The following is a 21,166-nucleotide window of genomic DNA, read 5'->3' on the forward strand; positions in this document are numbered from 1 at the left end:
ACCGGGTGGGGAATTACGTGAGCGTCAGACCGCTACAGCTGGGGAATTACGTGAGCGCCGACAGTTTGCCGGTGATTCGGGGGCGCCCACCGTTGTCACTATCCGGTTCAGTGCTGCACTAGGCAGCGCATCGTTGGGGAGGACGAATAGTGAGACGTGTATTGAGGTGGTGGGTTCCGGCAGTTCTCACGATGGCGATGATTGTTGGAGCCGGTCAGGGGGCGGCCATGGCGGCGAAGCCGGCTCCTAGCCTCGGTTCTGCGGAGGTCGTGCAAAAGCGGTCGGATGGGAAAGTGAGTCGATACTTGGCGCCGGCACGGACCAAGGCTGAGTTGCAGGCCCAGATCAAGGAGCAGCTGCGCCGGGCGCCGGGCGGCGTTCAGATCGCCGACAATGAGGTCTCTTACGACAACGGTCGTTTCATTATGACGTTTGCGCGACCGGGTGAGCGGACACGCGATGACGCGTCAACGCTGGCGGTTGATTGTGGCGGATATCGCTTCTGTTTCTTCGATGGCCCGAACTTCACCTATCCGCGTGGTCGGTTGAACGACTGTGGGTGGCAGGACTTGTGGACGTTTAACTGGGGTGACCGCGTCGAGTCGTCAGCCCAGGTCCGTCCAAGCCCGGTCTTCGTGCTCTACATCGGTCATGGGGCATATCCCAATCACAGCGACGATGACGTGTACTGGTTCACCGATGGGAACGACCGTGAGGTAGCCACCGTTCCCAACCCGAACGCCGCGGACCACGTCAACCAGAATTGCCCGCTCTAACCCGCACCTTCGCTGGCCGTTATGCCGCACAGGCTCCGCCCTTGCTCTGGCAGGTAGCACGAGGGCCGTGGCCGCGTCGGGTTCCCGTCGCGTCCACGGCCCGAACCTGTGCAGCAGGAAGTCATTTCATTGCGTCCGCGTATCCCTGGTCGAGGTAGAGGATGTAGCTGAACACGGCGGGCGCTTTGACGTGCACCTGGTGCGGCGCGATGAGAATTAGCGACTCGTGCGCTAGAAGCTGCCCGGTCGTGTCGTCGAAGATCAGCAGGTCCCGGTTCTTGCCCGTGGTGCCGTTGGTCGAGTCCACGCTGATCGCCGTACCCGCCCGGCCGAGCCGGTCGGTGACGTGTCCGCGGTACAAGACACCGTTCACGTCGGCGAGCACGCGCAGTACGGCGATCCTCGCCGACATCGACACCACCTGCGACCGGTACAGATCCGCCACCGCTCGCAACGCAGACTGGGGGCCATTGATCTGCGGCTGCCGCGCGTACAACGCGGCCCGCAACGCCGGAACCGATGTCGGAACCGGTTCGGCGACCACCGGCAAGAACTGTCCTGCAGAGAACTCGGTCACCTGCGTTGCCAGAGGCGGCCCGGCCGGGAACCCGGAGCTGCGCGTCCCTGGCGGCTCAGCCGGCAACGTTGCCACTGACAGTCGCCCAGTCCCATCCGCGCTACGCCACTTCTGCTCCCGCTGCGGAACGATCTGCACCGCCGTACGGCCACCACCGGCGGCCAGGTCCAATGCCCACAGCTTCACGTCCACGTATTCGAACCGCCCAGACCGGTCCTCGGTCGGATCACGACGGGCCTCTATGGCCAGACGATCCGCCAGATCCCGCAGCGCTCCGCTGGCTGAGTCTGCGCCGGACTCGTACTGCAAAGCCAGCGGAGCGGGTGTCGCCGCGACCGCTGGCTCACCACTCACTCCGCCGTACACCACACCAGCCACCACCACGGTGGCAGCCGCAGTAATCGGACCCCACCAACGCAACCGAGGCCGACCCCGCGTCGCAACGGCGGCCGACGAACGGCGGACACGCCGTAGCACCGATTCCAGCCCACCGCCGACGCCGGACGCACTGGCAGACGACGAACTCAACAGCTCACCGCTAGACGCCCTCGACTCGTCTGACCACACCATCAGCGGAGGCTCTGGCCACTGACGGACACCCTTTGCCGGATCCAGCTCAGTCACTAGATCAAACATCGACTGCTTACTCACTTCAGCACCTCCCTAGTCTCGGCAGCACCGCGAACCCGGCCAGACACGTGGGTAAAAGCGTCGGCTTGTCTGTCCGCCGTACTACCCAAGCCCGACCCCGCCGCCATCCGCCGTTCCAGCCGCCGTCGAGCGCGATGCAACCGCACCGCCGCAGCACCTCGATTACAACCAAGTACTTGGGATATTTCCGTCACCGTCAGTCGCTCCCACGCTGCCAACAGCAACACTTCACGGTCATCGGCACTCAACCCGCTCAACGCACCGACCACATCATGGAGATGATCCACATAACCGAACTGGTCTTTGCCATCCCACAGATCCAGATCCGCGACCTCATGTAGCCCGATCTCCCGACCGCCGGAACGACCCGACTTCACGTAGTTCGCCAACACGCGACGGGCCACGCCGTACAACCAGGGCAGACCGCCACCCTCCGCTCGATCCCAACGTCGCCACGCGATCAGGAACACTTCCTGAGCCAGCTCCTCGGCTACCCCCATGTCCAGCGTCCGCCGATACTCGTACTGAACAATCCTCACATAACAGGATCGGTAGAGCTGATCAAAAGTCCGTCCGTCCTCACTATCGGAATCCATGCCACCCCTTCCGCTGCTCAGCCCCAACACAACCCCTACCTATGCTTATGTGGCCGGCGCTCCAAGCATTACAACCACCACGCTGCCATCCCTCGCGCCACTGCGGGCATGGCCCGGGGCAGCGACGGCTCGGCGGCAACCGCAGGCGACGGGGACACGAGAGTCACCCTTGGCGGTCGAGCTGATCCGGGTCGGACGGCCGAGCCTCCAGCAAACATCCTCTTCTACCGTTGATCGGCCTGTGCGCCTCCCGTCCGCGACTACTACGTCGGCGCCGTCAACAGGATTCGACAGGCCGTACGCATTGGCGGTTGTGGCAGTGGTCCGTGAGTGTGCCGGCGTCAGCTCGCCGGTGCCGACCGCAGCAGGTCCGGTAGTTCCCCAGCGACCTGATCACACCGAACGCGGTGGCGGTCGTGACCGGGGCGTCTGCCCAGAGGTGACCCCATGGGCCGCGGCGGATCAGTACCGGGAACAGGCCGGGCGGCCTGCGATGCCGCAATGTCGTTGTCGCGCTGGTCGCCGACATAGACGATCTCGTGCGCGTCGCCGGGAGCCCAGGCGATGACCCGCTCGAAGAAGGACCGGTCGGGTTTGGCCACCTGCCACTCGCCGGAGGTGGCGATCTGGTCAACCGGCCGCGCGGGCGGTCTGGTTGCCCGCCAACCCGGCCCATCGCCCCCGAGCCCGCAGTTCGGCCAGGGCGGGCCGCACATCTGCATAGAGGTCGTCCTGGCTGATCTGTTCCCCCACGCCGGCCGCCTCCCGGCGTCGGCGTTCGGCCTCCAGGTCGAAGCCGGGCCGGAAGTATGCGAAGGTCTCCGCGTTGTTGCGTCCCTGGGAGACCACGATGCCCAGCAGCGCCGAGAAGGTGTGCAGCGGCGCCCCGATCCAGTCGGCCCACACGGCGAACTCGCAGGTGTCATCGAGAATCGTCTCGCCGATGTCGAACACCACAGACCGGAACATCGCCGCCTCGTTGGTTGAGCCGTCGCTACAGCCGTTCGGCCCCGAGCATCAAGATGCGTTGACTGTGCGGGTCCGGACGAGATGCGGTGGCGGCCAGACCTATCGTGCGGGAGCCGCGACGGTGCTCTGCGACGCCTCATGCCGGCAGAGCCAGGCATCGGCCGCCAGCGCGGGAGAACACGGCCACCGCAGCCGACATCCGATGGTCACGCAATGAGGCCGAGCAATGGTCAGTGGCGGCCACTGAAATCCGAACTCAAGCCACACACGATCTGGTTGATGATCATTCCAGATTCGCATCGCCTGGCTGTATGTGAGTTCTCCGTCGCCTGGTTGCGTACTACCGGGATGAATCATCGGTGGCTCCGGGACGCGCCGTGCGCGCTGCACTGCCGGGTGGGTTCCATCCGCCGTGCCCTCGCGACGGGCACATCCGCTGTCCTCGCGGCTGCTCGTCGGCCGACCGGCTGTGGCGGCTCTCCGCCGCCTGCACGGTTGCTGATGGCGTCGTCAGGTTGGTCACTAGGCACCTCCTTCGCCGGCGCCGGGTGTGCCGGCCATCGTTGGCATGCGGGAGTCGAACTCTGCGGCGGAGCACTACCGGGCCGAGAAAGACCCTCCGCGCCGGTGAGCTACCGCTGTCGGGCGTGGACACCCGCGTGCCACCACCATGTGAACCCCCGCCGCGGGGTGTCGGCGAGAGTCCGACCACGCTGTTGACAAATCTGCGACACGCAAGGCCTCCTCACGGGGGCGCGGCGGACCGCGGTCACGACCGCGGGCGCTAGGCTCCCCAGACGTGCCAGTGGACCCATCCGGTGACAGCGCCGGTCAAGAGGTTGAGGTCAAATATCAGGTCGACGACGCGGACAGGCTGGTGCGTACGCTGGCCACCCACGGTGTGGTCCTGTCCGCCCCCGTTCACCAGGACGATCAGGCGTATGCCCCGGTCGGCTGGGCGTACGGGCAGCCGAAGGCCGGCGTGCCGTTCGCCCGGCTTCGCACCCAGGACGGGAAACACCTGTTTACGGTGAAGAAGCCGCTGGACAACGAGATGGCCTGCATGGAATGTGAGTCTGAGGTTGCCGACCGAGGACAGATGCACGCCGCACTACTCGCCATGGGCTTCTATCCCACAGTGCGCATCGTCAAGGTTCGCCGCACCGGCAGCCTCGGAGCGCTGTCGCTGTGCCTCGATCAAGTCGAGCACGCTGGAGCGTTTCTCGAAGTCGAGCAACACGTCGGGCTCGATCAATCCGGCCACGACACCCAGGCCCGCCTCAACAAGTTCGTCAGATCGCTTGGCGTCCCAGCGCAGAGGGTCACCGAGACCTACGACTCACTGATCAGGGCCGCGCTGCTCGCTCGTGCCAGATAACCTCCCGCGTCCGCGCGGTCGGCACGACATCGATGTGCAGGGACACCACTGGCCACGGGTTGGGTCTTGGCCGGCGCGCCGCGTTCACACACGGGTTTAGCAGACCCGCCCTGGACATGCGGGTCCTTGGTCAGAAGAGGGCACCGGCACCGCTCATCCCGGACGCATCGATCGGTAGACCGGCTGGCACTGGCATATGCAGGCAGAGGCTCACGGCGGCGTGATCGCTCAGGCCCCGCTCACGAGGCTCGTGAAGGTACCGGCAGGTCTCCAGACGGCCGGCGAGTTCGGCACCGATGTGGAAGTAGTCGAACTGGTACCCGTTGCCCGACCGGCCGATCCAGCTGTGCTCCTGCACGCCCGGCGAGCACAGCCGCTGCGCGTCGACCAGCGCGTGAGCGTCAAGGGTGTCCAGCATGGCGTACTCGAAAGGCAGGAAGCCGCGGTAGCTGGGCTGGTGGTCGCGGCGGATGACGTTGTAGTCGCCGCCAAGCACGAGCCGGGACTTGGACGTCGCTGGCAAAGCCTTGAGGGCGGCCAGGAGCGATGCGATGAAGTCACGCTTGCGGGCGACCTTGGCAGGCGCGCGGTCGCTGGATGGCACGTATACACCGAGCACGGTGATATCGGGCTCGCCGGGGATCGTGGCGGCGGCCACCCGGCCCGGCAGCGTGACGCCCGCAGCCAGGTCTGGGCGGGCAATGATCGGAACGCGGCTGAGTATGGCGACACCTCGCTCGCCGGGCGGGTCGGGGGTCTTGACGATCGTCAGCCCGGCTTGGCGTGCCTGGTTCAACAGGTACGCCGTTCCCTCACCCGTACTGGTTTCGGTGAGGATGACCAAGTCGTCGGCCCGCTCGTCGAGCCACGCCAGCAAAGCTTGCGCGCGTGGTTTGGCGGCAGCCTGGATATTCAAGGTCAGCAGGGAGAGCACGGCCAATTCTCGCCGATGATCACAGCTTCAGGCAGTCGAGGATCGCCGTGACGACGCGATCCGGGTCTTTGCCGTGGCAGTCGATGACGTGCTGCTGCCAGTCCTCGCTGCCCAGGAACTGCCGGGCTTCCCGGTACAGCTCCAGTTCTCGGCGTGGGCTACCGACGATCTCCAGCCGGGTCAGCGACGTACGCTGCCCCAGCCGGCCGGTTATCACCTGCGGCTCGTCCTCCAGGTAGATGCTCGTGGCGGGCAGGACGTACTGGTTGTAGGCCCAGATCTCGTCCAAGTCGAGCCCGTCGACCCGTTGCAGGACCATCGAGGACTGGACATACCGGTCGGTGACCACGTGCCTGCCGTTGTCCAACGCCGGAATGACCTCCGACTCGACGTGGGCGGCGCGGTCCGCGGCGAGGGTGAGCGCGAGCGGTCGGCCGTGCAGCACCGACTCGGACGCCCGCAACAGCCGCCCGAGCGGGGTGTCGGTCGGTTCGGTGGTCAGGTGCACCGAGCCCCCGGTGCGGTCCTGCAGGCGGGTGGCCAGCCGGGTGGCGATCGTGGTCTTGCCGACCCCGTTCGGGCCTTCGACCGCGATGAACAGGCTTGTCATGATCGGCCGGCGGGCACGGAGAGCAGCGGCAGCATCTGCCGCTCGCCTGGGACGACCGGGCACTGCTCCGCGTCGACCTCGCCGATCAGTTGGCCCCGCGACACCAACGCGGCCGGGCATCCCTTCCCACATGTAGACGACAGCGCGCATGAGCCGCATGTGGGGTTCGCGCCGACGGTGAACCGCTCATGGAACCGGTAATCGTCCAAGCCGTCGGCCAGGTCCGCGTCCAGGACGTTCCCGACGATGAAGTCGCTGTCCCGGTATCGGGACTGGGGTGTGCGGGCGGCGAACACGAGATAGGGACACACACCGACGGTCCCGTCGGCGAACACGTAGACGATCTTTCCGGCGTCGCATCCGCCGAGCGGCTTGTCGTCGTTGGGGAACCGGATGTAGACGGTGTCGAGCCGGTCGGCGAAACGCTCGGTGACCGCCCGGATCGCTCGCATGGCCTTCTGCGGTGCAGCCAACCGGCCTTGGCTTTTCACGCCCCGCCCGAACGCCGACAGTGGATTCATCAGCACGTACTGGGCGCCGATCTCGGCGGCGAAGGCGCACAGGTCCGCGAACTCAGCCGGTCGGGTCAACGCGTTGGGTGTGGACAGCAGCCCCTGCAACAAACCCGCCTGGGCGAACTTGCGGGTGGTCGCGACCGTGGTGTCGAACGAGTCCCGGGCGCCCCGAAACCGCCCGTGGCTGGCGGCCCGGAACCCGTCGAACGACACGTTGACGTGCACGTTTCCCAACTCGGCGAGGTGAGCGATCTGTTCGTCGGTGGTCATAGTGGCATTGGTGCAGATTCCGACCGGCAGCCCGGCGCGCACCGTCGCCTCGCAGAACCCCAGCAGGTCCGGATGGGCGAACGGCTCCCCGCCGGTCAGGGTCACTCGCTCGACACGGGCGCCTATGAGCCGAGGCAGGACGAGGTCGATGTAGGCGTCGACCGGCAGGTCTTTGCCAACCTGGGTCGAGCTGACGAAGCAGTGTGCGCAGTGCAGGTTGCACCGTTCGGTGATCTGCACCAGCGCCTTACGTCCTCGGCCTCCGACGGAGGTGCGGAAATAGCAGCTGCTGGCATGGGTATCGACGATCAGTGACTGGGTCACCGGAGTGCTCCTTGCCGGCCCGTAGGGGTCACGTTGGCGACGGTGGAATCACGATGGTCATCCTCGGCAGATATGCCGGCCGTGATGGGCGAGATCCGCTGGCCCGGCCCCTCTATGTGCGCCGGGGTTGTCGAACTGGAACAACACCGAGTTAAGGTCACCGCACCGAATGTCGGACAGCCCCGACGGGCAAGACTGACAATTCGTTGACATCGCTCTCGTAGACGGGGAGCGGACTGCCGTGGTGAGTCGGGTCGGAAACCCGGAAGAATGTCGTGGATGGCGCTCAGCAGGGCGTCGGGATCGTGTGTGGCCCCTTTCGCTCGCTCTCGAGGGAGCTATCATGATCAACCCGGAGCGGATGGCTGCAGCGCAGCGGGCGCTGGGTGCCCAGCTTGCGCGGCTGCGGGAGGCGGCAGGGCTCAAGCAGGTCGAACTCGCGGCTCGGATCCTGACTAGCCGTAGCACGGTGGCCAACATCGAGACCGGGCATACGCGGGGCACCCAGGATTTCTGGACTCGGGTGGACGAGGAACTCGGCGCGGGCGGCGAACTGCTACGTGGCCATGCTGAGATCGTTGCCCTCATCCGCCGCCAGCGCGAAGACGAGGCCAGGTCGGCCGCCGCGGCCCGAGCGACGACTCTCACGCAGGTCACGCCCACCGCGACCACTCCACCTGGATCACGGGCGGTTTTGAGGCACCCGGTCGGCTCGCTGCTCGACGGTGGCCTGGCAGCGCCGCCCCGACGCCCCGACACGTCCGGGATGCTGTTGGCCTTAGCCGCCCCTGCTGGCCGGTTCTTCGACGGCCTCACGATCGAGGCGCGGGTGTACCCAGCCGTCGACGACGGCCGGATCCTGGCGGCGGTTCCGCCGGGCTATATCGACGATCAGTTTCTGCGGCGGGCGAAGCGCGGTCTGGTGGTCGGCGTCACCGACAGCATCAGCGGCGTACAGGCGTTCGGCCTGGACGCCAGGCAAGCCCGCCGCCGGCTGGCCCGAGGTGCTGCGACCGCCCGGCTGCTCATTCCCCGTGCGAACGCGTTGGACGATCTCACCTTCGGCATTTTGTGGGCGGTCGCCAACATGGACCAGGCGCTTCTCAACGACGATCGCTTGATCGCCGACCTCCAGCCGGACCTCAGCCCGTACACCACCGTTGCGCGGTCATCGCTCGGCCGCGACGTGGCGGCGGACCTGTCGTCGGTATCGCAGATGTGGATCGGCAGCGAGTTCTGCGCGCGGCACATCCTTGACCGGCTGGGCGAGATGGCCGATGTCCCCGACTTCTGGACCCGCGAGCAGCGCGGCGAGGAGGCCAGCACCTGGCTGCTGTTCGCGCACAAGTACACCTACCTGCAAGCGGTCGCGGAGCGGTTCGCCGGGCAGTCGATCAACCGGGCGTTCTGCCTCCCGCCGGACACGGTGGACGCCTCGCCGCCGGCCGAACGCCTCCTGCTCCTGCTCGCGGCGGCGCTGATGGAGTCGTTCGGGATCACCGTCACCGTCTGCACCGAACCGGAGTACGCCAACATCGAAGGCTTCGTCTTGGAGCACCAACGCCGCGCGATCGTAGCCAACTGGATCGGGACCGACGGCATCTGGCACGTCGACGTCACCACCGACCGGCCCAGCGTAGGCGACTACGGCGACGTCATCGGCCACGCGCGGTCCCGCTCCGCCGTGGCTGGCCCTTCATCAGTGAACCGGCTCCAGGCGCTAGCCGACTACCTGCGATTGGACTGGCCGTGGCTTGTGCGCCGCTGCGCTGAACTCGGTGAGCAAGGCTGCGCCGGCGTCGCCGAGCCACGCAGCCGCCTACTGTCGGTCGCGGGCGTCGACCGTGCCTGCCAGTACCTCGGCAGGCACGCAACGGGTGACGGATAGGCTCCAGAGCACACCCCCGTCCCTCGTCGCAGTGAGGAAGCCCCGTGACCGACGACGACGCCGGCAAGCCCCGGGTGCTCATGCTCAGCCTCGGCGGGACGATCACCATGACGACCGGCACCTCGGGCGGTGTCGTGCCGGCACTGTCCGCCGAGCAGCTCCTGGCCGCCATCCCCGCCTTGGCTGACATGGACGTGGCGATAGATGCTCTGGACTTTCGCCGGCTGCCCGGCGCCTCACTCGGCTTCGACGACCTAACCGCGGTCATCGGCGTCATCCGTGACCGCCTGGGGCATAGCGTCGACGGGGTCGTGGTCGTGCAAGGCACCGACACCATCGAAGAGACGGCGTACCTGCTCGACCTTCACCACCCTGGCCCGGAGCCGGTGGTGGTCACCGGGGCGATGCGTAACCCGACCCTGGCCGGCGCCGACGGTCCGGCGAACGTGCTTGCCGCTGTGCAGACCGCTGCGAGCACCGCAGCTCGCGGCGCGGGGTGCCTGGTGGTGCTCGCCGACGAGATCCACGCCGCTCGGCGCGTACGCAAGACCCACTCGACCGCCGGTTCCACCTTCCAGTCACCCAACGGCGGGCCGCTCGGCTACGTCGTCGAGGGACAACCCAGGCTGGTGAACGCGCTGCCTTACCGTCCGGTGGTTCCGGACCCGATCGACGGCCGCCCGCAGCGGGTAGCGCTCGTCACCATATGCCTGGGCGACGACGGTGTGCTCCTCGACGGCCTTGCCGACCTGGTCGACGGGGTGGTGGTCGCCGGCTTCGGCGTCGGCCACGTTCCCCAACACCTGGTCGGCAAACTGCAGGAGTTAGTCGAACTGGTACCGGTGGTCCTGGCCTCACGCACCGGGGCAGGGCCGGTGTTGGCCGATACGTACGGCTTCCCTGGCTCCGAACGGGACCTGCTGGCCCGCGGCTTCACCGGCGCCGGGTTCCTCGACCCGCTCAAGTCTCGGATCCTGCTGTCCGCGTTGCTGGCGGCCGGAGCGGACCGCAAGGCAATCACCTCAGCGTTCGCCGTGGCGGGCGGCCACGGCGACCCCGCAACGTGGCCGTGGACCCTCGCGACGACCGAACGAGACGGAGCAGCAGGTGCGTAGCCAGCAGCTAAGCCTGGGCCGTAGCTTCGCCGTGGCGTTCGACCATGGTGAGGACTTCTTCACCGCACTCGCCGACTTCTGCCGCACCAACCAGGTCCGGCAGGGCTTCATCCCGGTCTTCATCGCCGGCTTCGCGGAGGCCAAGATCGTCGGCACGTGCGAGAGGCTCGACGACCCGCAGGCGCCGGTGTGGTCCTCCGTCTACCTGACGAATGTCGAGGCACTCGGTGGCGGCACCATCGCCTACAACGAGTCGGCGGGGCAGATCCTTCCGCACATCCACGTGTCGGTGGGGCTCAAGGAGCACAGCGCTACCGGGCACACCAGCCACCTACTCTCAGCGAAGGTCCAGTTCCTGACTGAGATGCTGCTCATCGAGGTCGCCGAGCCCGAGATGACCCGCCAGCAGGACCCCGACCTCTACGACGTGCCCCTGCTGCGCTTCGGTACCGCATCAGGCCGGTAAGGCACCTTTTAATCCATAGGTTCGGGGTTCGAGTCCCCGGCGGCCCACCACGGTTGACCAGGGAAGATAGGCTGACATCAAGGTCCCCGGTGGACGATGTGAGGCACATGTGGGGCACGGTCGAGCCTCACGTGCCTGGATGTGGTGGCCGCCGGAGACTCGCACTCCGGATCTTGGGATCGAAGTTCTCGCCTGTCGTTGGGAGTGAGGAACTTGATCGCCAAGCGGACGACTGAGATCAGGATAGTGCAAAGTCGGTGTGGGGTCGGCGTCGTAGAGGGCCAGCTGGTCCGGGCTGGTGGCGGGTGGTCATGATGGCCGCTACCAGCAACGGAACGGTGTTTGCGCGGTGTGCGTGCCGGTCGGCGGAGACCGGCCGGCAGCTGGGTGCCCAGTGTCCCCGGCGGGGCCAGCCCGGGCACGGCCGCTGGTACTACCACGTGCCGGGCCCGGACGGCCGGCAGAAGCGGCTGCGCCAGGGCGGGTTCATGACCCGCGCCGCCGCTGAGCAGGGCTTGGCCGAGGTCCTGGAGCTCTCCGGGCCGGACGCGATGGCCGAGACGTGGACGGTGAAGCGGTGGCTGGAGTACTGGCTGTCGCTGTCCGAGGATCGGTTACGGCCGTCGACGTTGCGGGCGTATCGGTCGGTGACCCGAACGCATCTGATCCGGTGGCTGGGCCGGTTCCGCCGATTCGGGCTGGGCGATGGTAGGTGATGTCTTTGCACTCGCCTGGGGTGAGGGCGGTGGTGTCGCGGTCGGTTAGCGGTCGTTCCAGTTCGGCCGGTTCGGCCACGTGTAGGCCGGCGTCGGTGAACAGGTCGCTGCCAGGCACGGTCCGAAATGCGGTGGTCACGGCATCGGGATCGGTGTCGTCCGCGGCTGCCACAAGTAGGGCGGTGGCGTTGAGCAGCAGCCGTAGCCGTGTGCCGTCCGCGGTGGTCATTCGAATCCGGTAGTGGTTGCGCCCGGCCGTCGGGTGCTCGACCCCTGCGGCGACCGTAGCGCCGGTTTCGTGCGCCGCCTGGTGCACGGCGGAGATCCACATTGCGTAGACGGCGGTGTCCGTGCGCGGCGTCGTCACGCCCGGTGCCAGTGTCGGGCTTGGCAGGCTGTACGGGTGGATCGGCGGCTGCTCGATGACGATGACCTCGCACGGTCGGCGGTTGTGGCCAACTGTGCCATGAACCGGGAACGGCAACTGGTCGGGGTCAACAGCTATGCGCGGGAGCTTGGGTTCGATCCGCTGCGGCGGATCCGTGTCCGGGCCGCCCGGGGCCAGCATGGTGCCTGGCTGGATCTGTGTTGCGGCACCGGCCGGGCACTGCTACAAGCGGCCGCTCAGCTGCACCGCGATGGGCTCGCCGACCAGGTAACGCTGGTCGGCGTGGACCTGGTCGACTACTTCGATCCGATACCCGGCACAGACCTGCCCGTGGAATTGGTATGCGCGTCGGTCACATCCTGGACGCCGGCGCGGCGGTTCGATCTGATCACCGGCGTCCATGGCCTGCACTACGTCGGGGACAAGCTCGCCGCCCTCACCGGTGCGGCGAGCTGGCTCACCGACGGCGGCCTGCTGGTCGCCGACCTCGACGTGGCCAGCATCCGGCTGCCTGACGGCCGACCGGCTGGGCGTGCGCTGGGCAGCGCGTTGCGCCGGGCCGGATTCGAGTACGACCCGCGTCGACGCCGGATCAGCCGCACCGGCCGGCAAGACCTGACGCTGCCCTACCTCTACCTCGGCGCCGACGACAAAGCCGGACCCAACTACGCCAACCAACCAGCGGTGAACTCCTACTACGAGCCGCTATAGCCCGCGACCTTCTGGCTCTTGAAGATCACGACGGCTCCGCGTGCGCCATCATGCCGATGTGCGGATGCCGAGCACCGGCAGCTCAGCACCACGATCGCGGTCGGATTGCGCCGGAGCCAGTCACGCAGAGAACGGGCCGCGAACGGTGACACCCCCGTCGACGACAACGCCCTGCCCGGTCACGTAGGACGAAAGCGGTGATGCAAGATAGACGGCAGCCGCGGCGGCATCGCCGGGAACGCCAAGCCGGCGCATCGGGATCTCGGGTACGTCGTCGGCGGGCTGCGTCGAGTTCGCTACCGCTGTTGCGATGGCGCCGCAAGCCACGATGTTCATGCGGATCCCGTCGCCGGCGTACTCGGCGGCGACGGTCTTGGCCAGACTAACGAGGCCGGCCTTGGCGGCGCCGTAGCTGGCCTGCATGGGCGCGGCCATGACCCCGGTTACCGAACCGACACTCACGATGGACCCACCCTGTCCCTGGACCAGGAAGGCGCGGATTGCCGCGCGGGCCGCGCGGGCCACATAACCAAGGTTCATCTCGTACGCGAGATCCCAGTCGTCGTCGCTCATCTCGTGCAGCCGTACCGCTGGCACAAACGCAAGCTGCCCGCCCACGACGGTCACGAGGGTATCGAGCCGACCGAACTCAGCGACGGTGGCGGCAACAAAGTCGTCCACAGATGATCGGGACCGTACATCACCGGCGAGCTCAAGAGCGCGGGCGCCTGCGCCGATCAACTCCTCGACGGCATCTCGTGCGCGGCCCGGATCAATGTCGGCGACGGCGACAGCCGCACCAGCCGAGGCGAACGCACGCGAGATCGCCCGCCCGATTCCTTCCCCACCGCCTCCGACAATCAGCGCATTCATGCCGTCGAGTGGCCGAGCCCAGCTGGTCATCCGCGGATCTTCCCATATCGATGGGTGCCCTACGCCGGGTGCACGGATCTGCCGCCGACCGCGCCTTTGGCGTTGCTGCCGTGCAGCCGGGCGAGTGCCTGTCAGGCGCCTGGCACCATGGTCCCGTGCGGCGAGATCTGACTGGGCCACCGGCCTGCGTGCTGGCTGACGCCGACGTGTTGCTGGTAGGCCTGTTCTCCTCGAAGGACAAGGAGTTCGGCGCGAAGCTCGATCTGCTGGCGGCTTCGGTGAAGGCACATGGTGGCCGGGTAGTGAGCCGGCACGTCCAGCGGCGGGTGTCTCGCACGGCGGTGCGGCCAAGATGACCGAGCCGTTCTCGCGGCGGACACTGATCAGCCCCGGCAAAGCACGCGAAATCGCGCAAGCGTGCCGGGCCGCGCAGGTCGGTGTCGCGGTCTTCGTAAACCCGCTGACGAAACACCAACGAGCTGTCCTCGGCGACATGTTCGGGTGCCTCGTGATCAGCGGCGAGGACCTTTTCGCCCCCGGGCGATGAGCGTCCGCACATGACGCGCCGAGTGAACGGTTGCCCCCGCTCCAACTCGGGGCCCGGCGGTTGGGGTTGGCCGCAGATCCGGCGGTGACAGGTTCTCGCGGCTGGGGTTCGCGTGGCAGGATCATGTTCGACATGACCAGTTGGACCCTGTGTTTCGACAGTTTGGATGGGCTGTCGGTCGGCGATGCGGTCGGCGCCCAGTTCTTCGTCCCCGGCACCACGCTGGAAAATCTGGATGGCGGCCGGGCACCTGAGCAGGCGTGGCCATGGACCGACGATACCGAGATGGCCTGCTGCCTGGTCGAGGTCCTGCGTCGGTACGACCATGTCCACCAGGACGCCTTGGCCGCCGCCTTCGCCGAGCGTTTCGACCCGTACCGCGGCTACGGCGGCGGCGCCGTGGTCATCCTGCGGAACATCCGCAACGGCACCGCCTGGCCTGAGGCCGCCCAGGCCGCCTTCGGTGGCCAGGGATCGATGGGCAACGGCGCCGCGATGCGCGTCGCACCTTTGGGTGCCTGGCACGCCGGCGATTCCCGTACGGCGGCGCTGGAAGCCCTGCGCTCGGCTGAGGTCACCCACGCGCACGCCGAGGCGGTGCTCGGCGCCGCCGCGGTCGCGGTAGCCGCCGCCGAGGCCGGCTGGGCCCGTCAGGTTCAGGATCGGCCCGAACCGCGGGACTTTCTCGACGCGGTGCTGGCCTACCTGGTGCCCAGCAGTACCCATGCTGGCATCGTTCGGGCCCGAGGGTTGCTGGGTGTCAGCGTCGCCGAGGCCGCCTACGAACTGGGCAACGGCTCACAGGTCTTGGCGCACGACACCGTTCCGTTCGCGCTGTGGGTCGCCGCGACGCATCTTCACGACTATCGCGCGGCCATCCTGGCGTGTATCGAAGCCGGCGGCGACATGGACACCACGGCCGCCATCGTCGGCGGCATCGTCGCCGCATACACCGGACGGGCCGACAACGGCATTCCAGCACCGTGGCTGCACAACCGCGAACCCCTTCCGAACGAGCTGCAACCGCCCGTCAATCGGACCGAATGACGACCACCACCGAAACCATCCACAGAATCGAGACGACCCAAAACTGATCCAAGATCAACACACTCATATGCCGCAACCAGAGCGCAGTCGCTGTACTGCGTACTGAGGCGAAGTTGACGGTTCGGTGTGGGGGTCGGTTTGCTGTCAGCAGTCGGCATAGATTGCTCGCCTGTGACTGCGAGTCGTCGTCCTTGTCGATCTTTGGCGCGTGGGGCGATCTCAGCCCGGCCGGACCGGGCATCCGTTACGACTCCAGTCGGCGATCTGCGTCCAGAACGTCTGCGCATACGGCACCCGGGCCTCGGGCCAGGGCTTGCGTTCGGCGTCCGGATCTTCGTCGACGCTGAACTCGCGGTCGATGTAGTCGAGCAGGTCGGCGGCGTAGTAAATGACATCAACACCCAGGGCTCCGGCAAAGTCGTGATGGTGTCCGGCTTGCATGGGTTGGTGTAGACGCGCCTTGGGTGTAGACAACAGGGCGGGCATGACCTGTTCAGAAGATCATCGAGGTTCTCTACGCCTTGTCGATCTCTCCGAAGTGAGCCATGCCCGCGTTGCCATCATCGCTGATCACCTCATTGTCGAGTGCACCGGCCGGAGTCGGTGCGCCAGCCGCGACGGGCGGGCTACTGACCGCGTTGAGCGCTCTGCCTGATCCGCGGGCCCGCCGCGGGGTTCGTCATGGGCTCGCTGTCGTGGTCACCGCGGCGATCTGCGCGGTCGTCGCCGGCTACCGTTCCTACACCGCGATCGGTGAGTGGGTCGCTGACCTGCCGGCAGAGACCGCGGCCCGCGTTAGGGATCGACGCCGGACGCCGCCCCTCGGAGACAATGATCCGCCTGCTGTTACAGGCCCTGGACCCGGATCGGCTGACCGCGCTGGTCGGAGCCTGGCTTGCCGCGCAGAGGCCGGCGCCGGCGGAAACTCGACGGGCCCTGGCTGTGGACGGCAAGAGCTTGCGTGGCTCACGTACCGGCGACACGGCCGCCCGGCATGTGCAGCCACGATAGCTGTCGAGCCGGTCATGCCGCCTAGTCCGGCGATCATCCATGGCACGGCGAGACCCGCCCCGTCGCCGGCGGCGAGGGACTTGATGCTCGTGACGGCGACCAGCCCGAAGATGACTGACGGCGGTAGGTAGAGCCATGCGGTACGCGGTGAAGGGCGCTTCGGGCGTGGCGTGGGTGGTCTTTGGCCGGACATCAGAACGCCTGCCCGGCGGTCCGTTCCCGGGGTCGCCGGGCAGAGTGGATGATTTGCGAGACGCCGGTCCAGGCGGCCCAGACCGGGAAGGCGGCGAGGAAGGCGTACAGCCCCATCGCCATAGCAACGAGGACGGGCAGCGGTGGGCTGCCGCCGATAAGTACCGGCCAGAGCAGTCCCGCGATCGTTAAAACGAATGCGCTGCCCGCGATGAGGCCGAACGCGTGCATGGGCCGCTGCCGCTGCCGGTGACGGATGGCCCGCCACGAGTTGGCGGCGAGCCAGACACCCGGCCCGGCGAGGGCGGCGTATCCGGCGATCGCGGTGGCGGACTGGATCCAGCCGGGCGCCGCCGCACCGGCTGCCAGGATCCCGACGCCGACCAGCGGCCCGAACGCGCCGAAGACAACGACCGGCACGGCCAGGACCGGACGCCGCGCCCGACGTACCGCGTGCCGGGTGATGGCCACGGCCAGCCCGAACGGCGCCAACAGCAACAGCGCTTCGGTGTTCTGCTCACCCAGGAACGGCGACAACACATACGCGCCAGGCACGGCGAAGGCCGCGAGGACCAAGCCCATACCGGCGAGTACGGCGGCTGGGCTCGGCCATCGAGCCGCCGGCCGGGGGTGCAGGTGCCAGGCGAGCATCGGCACTTTGACCAACAGGTCCACGGTGTACCACCACCGTCGCCAACCGTTCACGTCGAGTAGCAGAGACAGTGACTCTTCCCGCCAGCGTGCGCGGCGGCTGCGGGGAAGCAGCCAGCTACCGACCTCGAGCAGGAACCTCACCATGCCACCGCCTCGCCGTTCGGGGTCCGCCGTCGCTGCCGTGCCCGCTGCCGTTCGTCCGCCTCGGCTAGCGCCAGCCGCGCTGCCGCGGCGCCATCCACGGGCCCTGCTACGAAGCGGTAATACCGCCGTCGCGGCCGGCCCACCGCGTGCTGGTCGACGTCCTCCCACCGGCTTTCGATCCAGCCAGCCGACTCCAGCCGGGCCAGGATTGGATAGATCGTGCCCGGCGGCAGCCCGGTGGCCTCCACGATCTCCAGCCCGTAAACCTCCTGACCAGGGGCGCTGAGTAGCGCGCGCAGAACCGTACGGGTCTGCATCGTCATCTTCAGGCTCACCATGCTCGAACTCTATATAGCCCCGGCAAGGTACGCATGCCCAAGTCGGGTTGTTGACGACGCATCTGTAATGCGTGCGCACCTCGCAACCCCTGCGTCCACGCCCGGCTGGACGTGCCGCGCTCAACCGCCTTCTACCTGGATGTTCGGCTGGGCTACCCCTATGTAGGAAAGCGAGTATGGTGTCTGCGTGGACAGGGTCCGGATCACGACGGCCGTCGCCGAGGTGCTGGCCGTGCTGTTGGCGGACCCGCCGGCACAGCGGTACGGGCTGGAGCTGATGCGCGCCACCGGCCAGCCCAGCGGCACCCTCTATCCGATCCTGCTGCGACTGCAGGAGGCCGGCTGGGTGCGGGCGGAATGGGAGGCCGTCGACCCGGTGATGCAGGGCCGCCCGGCCCGCCGCTACTACCGGCTCACCGCCGAAGGGCTGGGCGCCGCCCGGACGGAGCTGGCCGCGCTGCGCGAACGGCTCGGCAACCGCGCAGGGCTCGCCCCATCCGGGGGTACGACCACGGCGGTCACCTTCGCCGCCGGGACGACCCGGTGAGCCGGCTGGTCGGCTGGGTCACCGGCCGCCTGCTGGCCCTGGCCGTGCGGGGCTGGCCGGTCCACCACCGCGGTGACCTGGCCCGCGAGTGGGCCGCCGAGCTGCACGCCCTGGCCCATGAGCCGGGCACCGGCGGAGGGCTGCGGGCCTGGCGGCAGCTACGGTTCGCCGCCAGCCTGGTCCGCGCCGGCGCCACCGCCGCCGCTGCCGGCGGTGGCGGCCGGCTTCGGCTCGGCGGCCTGGAGGCGGCGGTGACACGCACGGTGGTGCTGTTCATCGCCGCGGTGGCCGCTGTCGCCCTGGCGATGGCGGTGGTGTTCCCGCTGTGGGCGGTCGCGCCGAATGCGGCCGCCAGTCCCGGCCTGGCCACGATCGGCCTCCTCGCCCGGGTGGGGGCCGGGGTGCTGGTCGGGCTGCTGCTGGCCCGGCACGCGGTCCGCGACGGCCTCCCGGGCGGGTGGGTGCCGCCCGTGGTGGCGCTGTTCGCCGGCACGGTGGCCGCCGAGGCGATGGTGCGCAACGTGTCCTCCATGGACGCCGGCGGCCCGTTGGCGGTGGCCGGCATGACGGCCGCGGGACTCCTGGTCGTGCCCGTGGCGGCGGGCCTGGCGGCGCTGGCCCGCCGCCGTCGGCTGACCGCGCTGGCCGTCGCCGTGCCGGCCGCCCCGGCGGTCGTGCTGGCCGCCACCGCCGCGGTGGTCGGGCTCGCCGACCGGCCCCCCGATGCGGGGGAAGGGCCGCTGTGGTGGCTATCCCGGCTGCTGTGGGTCCGACCGCCGCCGCACTACGTGGACCACCCCGACCCCCAGCCGTACCTCATCGAGAGCCTGCTGCCGCACCTGCCCGGCATCCTGCTGACCAGCGTGACGCTCGCCCTGACGTACGCGTTGCGCCTGGCCCGCCCCGGCACCGCGCGACCCGCTGCGGTCCCCGCCGCTCCCGCCGACGACCCGGCGCCGGGGATCGCCGCCGACCCCCGATGGCACCGCGTGGCCCTGGGCTGCGGCGCGTTCGCGGTGGTGGCCTGGGCGGTAACGCTGGCGTACCTGACGCCGAACATCGGCCTGGCGCCCGAGTGGGCCAGGCCCGAGGAGGTAGTACTTACCGGCTGGCCAGACTGGCGGACGTCCGAGGGCCTGCTGTGGATGCACGAGCTGCGCCTGTTCGCAATCGTGGTGGCCGCGTTGAGCCTGCTGATCGCCGCCGCGTACCGGGGCGCGCCGCTGCTGCCGGCCCTCGGCGGCGCGGTCGTCCTGCTCGCCGTCGACACCGGCGTCGCGGCGGCCGGCTGGGACACCCCGCGCGCCCTGCCGGTGCTGGCGGTCGCCGGCCTGCTGGTCGGCGCCGCGGCCTGGCGAGCCTGCGCCTGGTTCGCCGCGCGGGACCGGCGCGGCCCGGCCCGTCGCCGCACCCTGCTGCTGACAGTCACAGTGCTCGCCGCGTTCCTAGCTCCCGGGATCTACGTGGGCCGGATCGTCCCCGTGCCGGGGGTGCAGACCCCGCCCTCGGTGCTGCTGGCGGCGGTGGGGCTGCCGACGGCGCTGGCGGTGCTCGCCGGGCTGGGCGTGGCGGCGCTGTCCCCCCAGTCGCGGTTGTCGGCCTGGCGGGTGCCGTGCGCGGCCGGCTCTATGGCGTTGCTCGCCGGGCTGCTGTTCTTCCTCGACGGGATACCCCCGCTGCTCGGGTTCGCCGCGCCGGCGCTGAACCTGCCGGCCGCCGGGTTGGCGTGGGCGGCCATCCACCGCCCCCGGCTGCCCCGGTGGGGGTGGGTCGGCGTCCTCCCGCTCGCCATCGGCGCGGGGCTGCCGATCGGCTACGGCACCATCTTTGCGTCGTTCGTGCTCAGTCCGGTCCTGCGGGTGCCGCTGGGCTACCAGCTCGGATTCGACGGGATCCCGTACGTGGCCGGCGCGCTGCTGCTCGGCCTGGTGCTCGCCCGGGCCGGCACCCGGTCGGATGCCGCTCCGGCCCCGGTCACCACCCTGCCGGCCCCGGCCGGCCCGCCGTCTTCGGCGGTACCGGTCGCACCGGCCGCGCGGCCGGCCGAGCTGACCGGATAAGGCGCCCTGCCCCGGCGCTCCATCCCGTCAGCGTCCTTCCCGACCGGTCGGGTCAGATCACGAAGACGCTGTTGTCGTTGTTGGTCACGGTCTCCGGATCTTCCTCCGTCGGCACGGGGTCCGGGTACGGCGAGTCGATGGAGGAAGTGACCACCACCCCGCGCTCGGCAGGTTCGCAATCTCAAAGAAACCGAGATGAAGGTGTCGCCCGCGAGCAGCGGCTCGTTGGTGTAGATCACGCAGATGTTGTCCGGCTGGCCCACGCCGGTGAGTTGGTCCAGCGGTTCATCGACGCAGACGTCACCCTCGGGCAGATCCACGGGGAACGGGTCCGCGAACGCGGTCTGGCCGACCGTCCGACGGCCGCGGCGGGCCGCGCGGCCGGATCCGGCACCGTCGAGCGGACACGTCGCCGCAACCGCAGGCCCTGCACGCCGAAACGGCGCATCACCCGCGCGACCCGCTTGTGGTTGACCACCACGCCATCATCGCGCAGTTCAGCGGTGATCCGCGCTGGTTTGTCTGGTGTTCTCCGAAACGTAGCGGCTCCAGATGCCGCCGACGTTGGCGACCTGGCGGGCGGTGCTCTTCTGGTGAAAGACCGAGGGCTCGCCGACAGGTTTAGTCGCCTTTGCTCGTACCGAAGGCCCTTCTGCATGTCACGTCGCCACGTCGCACACGGCCGCGATCATCAACTCCGCCCGAGACCGCCGCCGCCCGGAATCCCTTTATTTACCGGGCTCTTAGCCCTGATCCACCGATGAGATTCGGTTGAGGGCGGTGTGGCAGACGGGAAAGTGCCCTCTGAACTGGGAAGATTGAAGTTGCTGACGCTTCTATCTTCTGGTTCGAGAGGGCACCGTCGAGGT

At 68.5% G+C, this 21,166-nt stretch carries 23 protein-coding genes and 1 pseudogene; 13 read left to right on the top strand and 11 right to left on the bottom strand.

Features of this window, described 5'->3' with window-relative positions:
• Window positions 1-191: 191 nt before the first annotated feature.
• Window positions 192-776 carry a hypothetical protein gene (locus tag V6V89_RS37590; protein WP_334624437.1) on the top strand — a complete coding sequence of 195 codons (585 nt, stop codon included), beginning with the start codon at window positions 192-194 and terminating at the stop codon, window positions 774-776.
• 121 nt (window positions 777-897) lie between these two features.
• Here V6V89_RS37590 and V6V89_RS37595 read toward each other — a convergent pair whose 3' ends face one another.
• From V6V89_RS37595 to V6V89_RS37605, 3 genes are all read right to left on the bottom strand, one after another.
• Window positions 898-1,989 carry a CU044_5270 family protein gene (locus V6V89_RS37595; RefSeq protein WP_334624458.1) on the bottom strand — a complete coding sequence of 364 codons (1,092 nt, stop codon included), beginning with the start codon at window positions 1,987-1,989 and terminating at the stop codon, window positions 898-900.
• Between the two features lie 11 nt (window positions 1,990-2,000).
• A complete protein-coding gene (locus V6V89_RS37600; protein WP_334624438.1) occupies window positions 2,001-2,600 on the bottom strand; it encodes an RNA polymerase sigma factor in 600 nt (199 codons plus the stop codon).
• A gap of 630 nt (window positions 2,601-3,230) precedes the next feature.
• The gene (locus V6V89_RS37605) at window positions 3,231-3,569 is read right to left on the bottom strand and encodes a hypothetical protein (protein WP_334624439.1); all 339 of its coding nucleotides are present in this window, start codon (window positions 3,567-3,569) and stop codon (window positions 3,231-3,233) included.
• A 799-nt stretch (window positions 3,570-4,368) separates the two neighbouring features.
• Between V6V89_RS37605 and V6V89_RS37610 the strand changes: the two genes are divergently transcribed.
• On the top strand, window positions 4,369-4,947 hold the full coding sequence (locus V6V89_RS37610; RefSeq protein ID WP_334624440.1) for a class IV adenylate cyclase: 579 nt from the start codon (window positions 4,369-4,371) through the stop codon (window positions 4,945-4,947).
• Window positions 4,948-5,077: 130 nt separating this feature from the next.
• Here the strand turns inward: V6V89_RS37610 and V6V89_RS37615 are convergent, their stop codons facing one another.
• The 3 genes from V6V89_RS37615 to V6V89_RS37625 are packed head-to-tail and all read right to left on the bottom strand — an operon-like array spanning window position 5,078 to window position 7,600.
• Window positions 5,078-5,881, bottom strand: coding sequence for an endonuclease/exonuclease/phosphatase family protein (locus tag V6V89_RS37615; RefSeq protein ID WP_334624441.1), 804 nt, complete (start codon window positions 5,879-5,881; stop codon window positions 5,078-5,080).
• Window positions 5,882-5,900: 19 nt separating this feature from the next.
• Entirely contained in the window at window positions 5,901-6,491 is a 591-nt protein-coding gene (gene tmk / locus V6V89_RS37620; RefSeq protein ID WP_334624442.1) for a dTMP kinase, read from the bottom strand.
• On the bottom strand, window positions 6,488-7,600 hold the full coding sequence (locus V6V89_RS37625; RefSeq protein WP_334624443.1) for a radical SAM protein: 1,113 nt from the start codon (window positions 7,598-7,600) through the stop codon (window positions 6,488-6,490). The genes tmk and V6V89_RS37625 overlap by 4 nt, the downstream gene beginning before the upstream one ends.
• Before the next feature lie 343 nt (window positions 7,601-7,943).
• Here V6V89_RS37625 and V6V89_RS37630 point away from each other — a divergent pair, with 343 nt between their 5' ends.
• The 5 genes from V6V89_RS37630 to V6V89_RS37650 all read left to right on the top strand — a co-directional run bounded on the left by V6V89_RS37630 (window position 7,944) and on the right by V6V89_RS37650 (window position 12,884).
• A complete protein-coding gene (locus V6V89_RS37630) occupies window positions 7,944-9,488 on the top strand; it encodes a helix-turn-helix domain-containing protein (RefSeq protein WP_334624444.1) in 1,545 nt (514 codons plus the stop codon).
• An 80-nt stretch (window positions 9,489-9,568) separates the two neighbouring features.
• Entirely contained in the window at window positions 9,569-10,603 is a 1,035-nt protein-coding gene (locus tag V6V89_RS37635; protein WP_334624459.1) for an asparaginase, read from the top strand.
• A complete protein-coding gene (locus V6V89_RS37640; protein ID WP_334624445.1) occupies window positions 10,596-11,069 on the top strand; it encodes a PPC domain-containing DNA-binding protein in 474 nt (157 codons plus the stop codon). The genes V6V89_RS37635 and V6V89_RS37640 overlap by 8 nt, the downstream gene beginning before the upstream one ends.
• A gap of 338 nt (window positions 11,070-11,407) precedes the next feature.
• Window positions 11,408-11,785: a hypothetical protein gene (locus tag V6V89_RS37645; protein WP_334624446.1), complete on the top strand. Its 378-nt coding sequence runs from the start codon at window positions 11,408-11,410 to the stop codon at window positions 11,783-11,785.
• 403 nt (window positions 11,786-12,188) lie between these two features.
• A complete protein-coding gene (locus tag V6V89_RS37650; protein ID WP_334624447.1) occupies window positions 12,189-12,884 on the top strand; it encodes a class I SAM-dependent methyltransferase in 696 nt (231 codons plus the stop codon).
• A gap of 120 nt (window positions 12,885-13,004) precedes the next feature.
• Here V6V89_RS37650 and V6V89_RS37655 read toward each other — a convergent pair whose 3' ends face one another.
• Complete coding sequence (locus V6V89_RS37655; RefSeq protein WP_334624448.1) at window positions 13,005-13,757, bottom strand: SDR family NAD(P)-dependent oxidoreductase; 753 nt, start codon at window positions 13,755-13,757, stop codon at window positions 13,005-13,007.
• Window positions 13,758-13,912: 155 nt separating this feature from the next.
• Between V6V89_RS37655 and V6V89_RS37660 the strand changes: the two genes are divergently transcribed.
• The 3 genes from V6V89_RS37660 to V6V89_RS37670 all read left to right on the top strand — a co-directional run bounded on the left by V6V89_RS37660 (window position 13,913) and on the right by V6V89_RS37670 (window position 15,351).
• Window positions 13,913-14,113 (top strand): hypothetical protein, encoded by a 201-nt coding sequence (locus V6V89_RS37660; RefSeq protein WP_334624449.1) that lies wholly within the window; start codon window positions 13,913-13,915, stop codon window positions 14,111-14,113.
• Window positions 14,110-14,304 (top strand): hypothetical protein, encoded by a 195-nt coding sequence (locus V6V89_RS37665; protein ID WP_334624450.1) that lies wholly within the window; start codon window positions 14,110-14,112, stop codon window positions 14,302-14,304. The genes V6V89_RS37660 and V6V89_RS37665 overlap by 4 nt, the downstream gene beginning before the upstream one ends.
• A 123-nt stretch (window positions 14,305-14,427) precedes the next feature.
• A complete protein-coding gene (locus V6V89_RS37670; RefSeq protein WP_334624451.1) occupies window positions 14,428-15,351 on the top strand; it encodes an ADP-ribosylglycohydrolase family protein in 924 nt (307 codons plus the stop codon).
• A 219-nt stretch (window positions 15,352-15,570) separates the two neighbouring features.
• On the opposite strand, the gene V6V89_RS37675 is transcribed toward V6V89_RS37670, so the two are convergent.
• The gene (locus tag V6V89_RS37675) at window positions 15,571-15,792 is read right to left on the bottom strand and encodes a hypothetical protein (protein ID WP_334624452.1); all 222 of its coding nucleotides are present in this window, start codon (window positions 15,790-15,792) and stop codon (window positions 15,571-15,573) included.
• A 104-nt stretch (window positions 15,793-15,896) separates the two neighbouring features.
• Here V6V89_RS37675 and V6V89_RS37680 point away from each other — a divergent pair, with 104 nt between their 5' ends.
• The gene (locus tag V6V89_RS37680) at window positions 15,897-16,493 is read left to right on the top strand and encodes a transposase family protein (RefSeq protein ID WP_334624453.1); all 597 of its coding nucleotides are present in this window, start codon (window positions 15,897-15,899) and stop codon (window positions 16,491-16,493) included.
• A gap of 61 nt (window positions 16,494-16,554) precedes the next feature.
• Here V6V89_RS37680 and V6V89_RS37685 read toward each other — a convergent pair whose 3' ends face one another.
• Together V6V89_RS37685 and V6V89_RS37690 are read right to left on the bottom strand one after the other, a co-directional pair.
• Window positions 16,555-17,349: a hypothetical protein gene (locus tag V6V89_RS37685; protein ID WP_334624454.1), complete on the bottom strand. Its 795-nt coding sequence runs from the start codon at window positions 17,347-17,349 to the stop codon at window positions 16,555-16,557.
• Window positions 17,346-17,690, bottom strand: coding sequence for a PadR family transcriptional regulator (locus V6V89_RS37690; protein ID WP_334624455.1), 345 nt, complete (start codon window positions 17,688-17,690; stop codon window positions 17,346-17,348). The genes V6V89_RS37685 and V6V89_RS37690 overlap by 4 nt, the downstream gene beginning before the upstream one ends.
• Window positions 17,691-17,877: 187 nt before the next feature.
• Between V6V89_RS37690 and V6V89_RS37695 the strand changes: the two genes are divergently transcribed.
• Window positions 17,878-18,237 (top strand): PadR family transcriptional regulator, encoded by a 360-nt coding sequence (locus tag V6V89_RS37695; protein WP_334624456.1) that lies wholly within the window; start codon window positions 17,878-17,880, stop codon window positions 18,235-18,237.
• Window positions 18,234-20,297 carry a hypothetical protein gene (locus V6V89_RS37700; protein WP_334624457.1) on the top strand — a complete coding sequence of 688 codons (2,064 nt, stop codon included), beginning with the start codon at window positions 18,234-18,236 and terminating at the stop codon, window positions 20,295-20,297. The genes V6V89_RS37695 and V6V89_RS37700 overlap by 4 nt, the downstream gene beginning before the upstream one ends.
• 376 nt (window positions 20,298-20,673) lie before the next feature.
• On the opposite strand, the pseudogene V6V89_RS37705 reads toward V6V89_RS37700, so the two are convergent.
• Window positions 20,674-20,808 (bottom strand): annotated as a pseudogene (locus V6V89_RS37705) (IS3 family transposase); the annotation flags it as partial.
• Window positions 20,809-21,166 lie beyond the last annotated feature (358 nt).

The sequence above is a fragment of the Micromonospora sp. CPCC 206061 genome, assembly GCF_036906915.1.
Classification (GTDB): Bacteria; Actinomycetota; Actinomycetes; order Mycobacteriales; family Micromonosporaceae; genus Phytohabitans.

Excerpts from the sequence above, each read along its gene's own strand:
- V6V89_RS37630 (WP_334624444.1), top strand. The coding sequence starts at position 7,944 with ATGATCAACCCGGAGCGGATGGCTGCAGCGCAGCGGGCGCTGGGTGCC.
- V6V89_RS37670 (WP_334624451.1), top strand. The coding sequence starts at position 14,428 with ATGTTCGACATGACCAGTTGGACCCTGTGTTTCGACAGTTTGGATGGG.
- V6V89_RS37595 (WP_334624458.1), bottom strand. The coding sequence starts at position 1,989 with ATGTTTGATCTAGTGACTGAGCTGGATCCGGCAAAGGGTGTCCGTCAG.
- V6V89_RS37605 (WP_334624439.1), bottom strand. The coding sequence starts at position 3,569 with ATGTTCCGGTCTGTGGTGTTCGACATCGGCGAGACGATTCTCGATGAC.
- V6V89_RS37655 (WP_334624448.1), bottom strand. The coding sequence starts at position 13,757 with ATGAATGCGCTGATTGTCGGAGGCGGTGGGGAAGGAATCGGGCGGGCG.
- V6V89_RS37690 (WP_334624455.1), bottom strand. The coding sequence starts at position 17,690 with ATGGTGAGCCTGAAGATGACGATGCAGACCCGTACGGTTCTGCGCGCG.
- V6V89_RS37635 (WP_334624459.1), top strand. The coding sequence starts at position 9,569 with ATGCTCAGCCTCGGCGGGACGATCACCATGACGACCGGCACCTCGGGC.
- V6V89_RS37600 (WP_334624438.1), bottom strand. The coding sequence starts at position 2,600 with ATGGATTCCGATAGTGAGGACGGACGGACTTTTGATCAGCTCTACCGA.
- V6V89_RS37675 (WP_334624452.1), bottom strand. The coding sequence starts at position 15,792 with ATGCAAGCCGGACACCATCACGACTTTGCCGGAGCCCTGGGTGTTGAT.
- tmk (WP_334624442.1), bottom strand. The coding sequence starts at position 6,491 with ATGACAAGCCTGTTCATCGCGGTCGAAGGCCCGAACGGGGTCGGCAAG.
- V6V89_RS37590 (WP_334624437.1), top strand. The coding sequence starts at position 192 with ATGGCGATGATTGTTGGAGCCGGTCAGGGGGCGGCCATGGCGGCGAAG.
- V6V89_RS37665 (WP_334624450.1), top strand. The coding sequence starts at position 14,110 with ATGACCGAGCCGTTCTCGCGGCGGACACTGATCAGCCCCGGCAAAGCA.
- V6V89_RS37680 (WP_334624453.1), top strand. The coding sequence starts at position 15,897 with ATGCCCGCGTTGCCATCATCGCTGATCACCTCATTGTCGAGTGCACCG.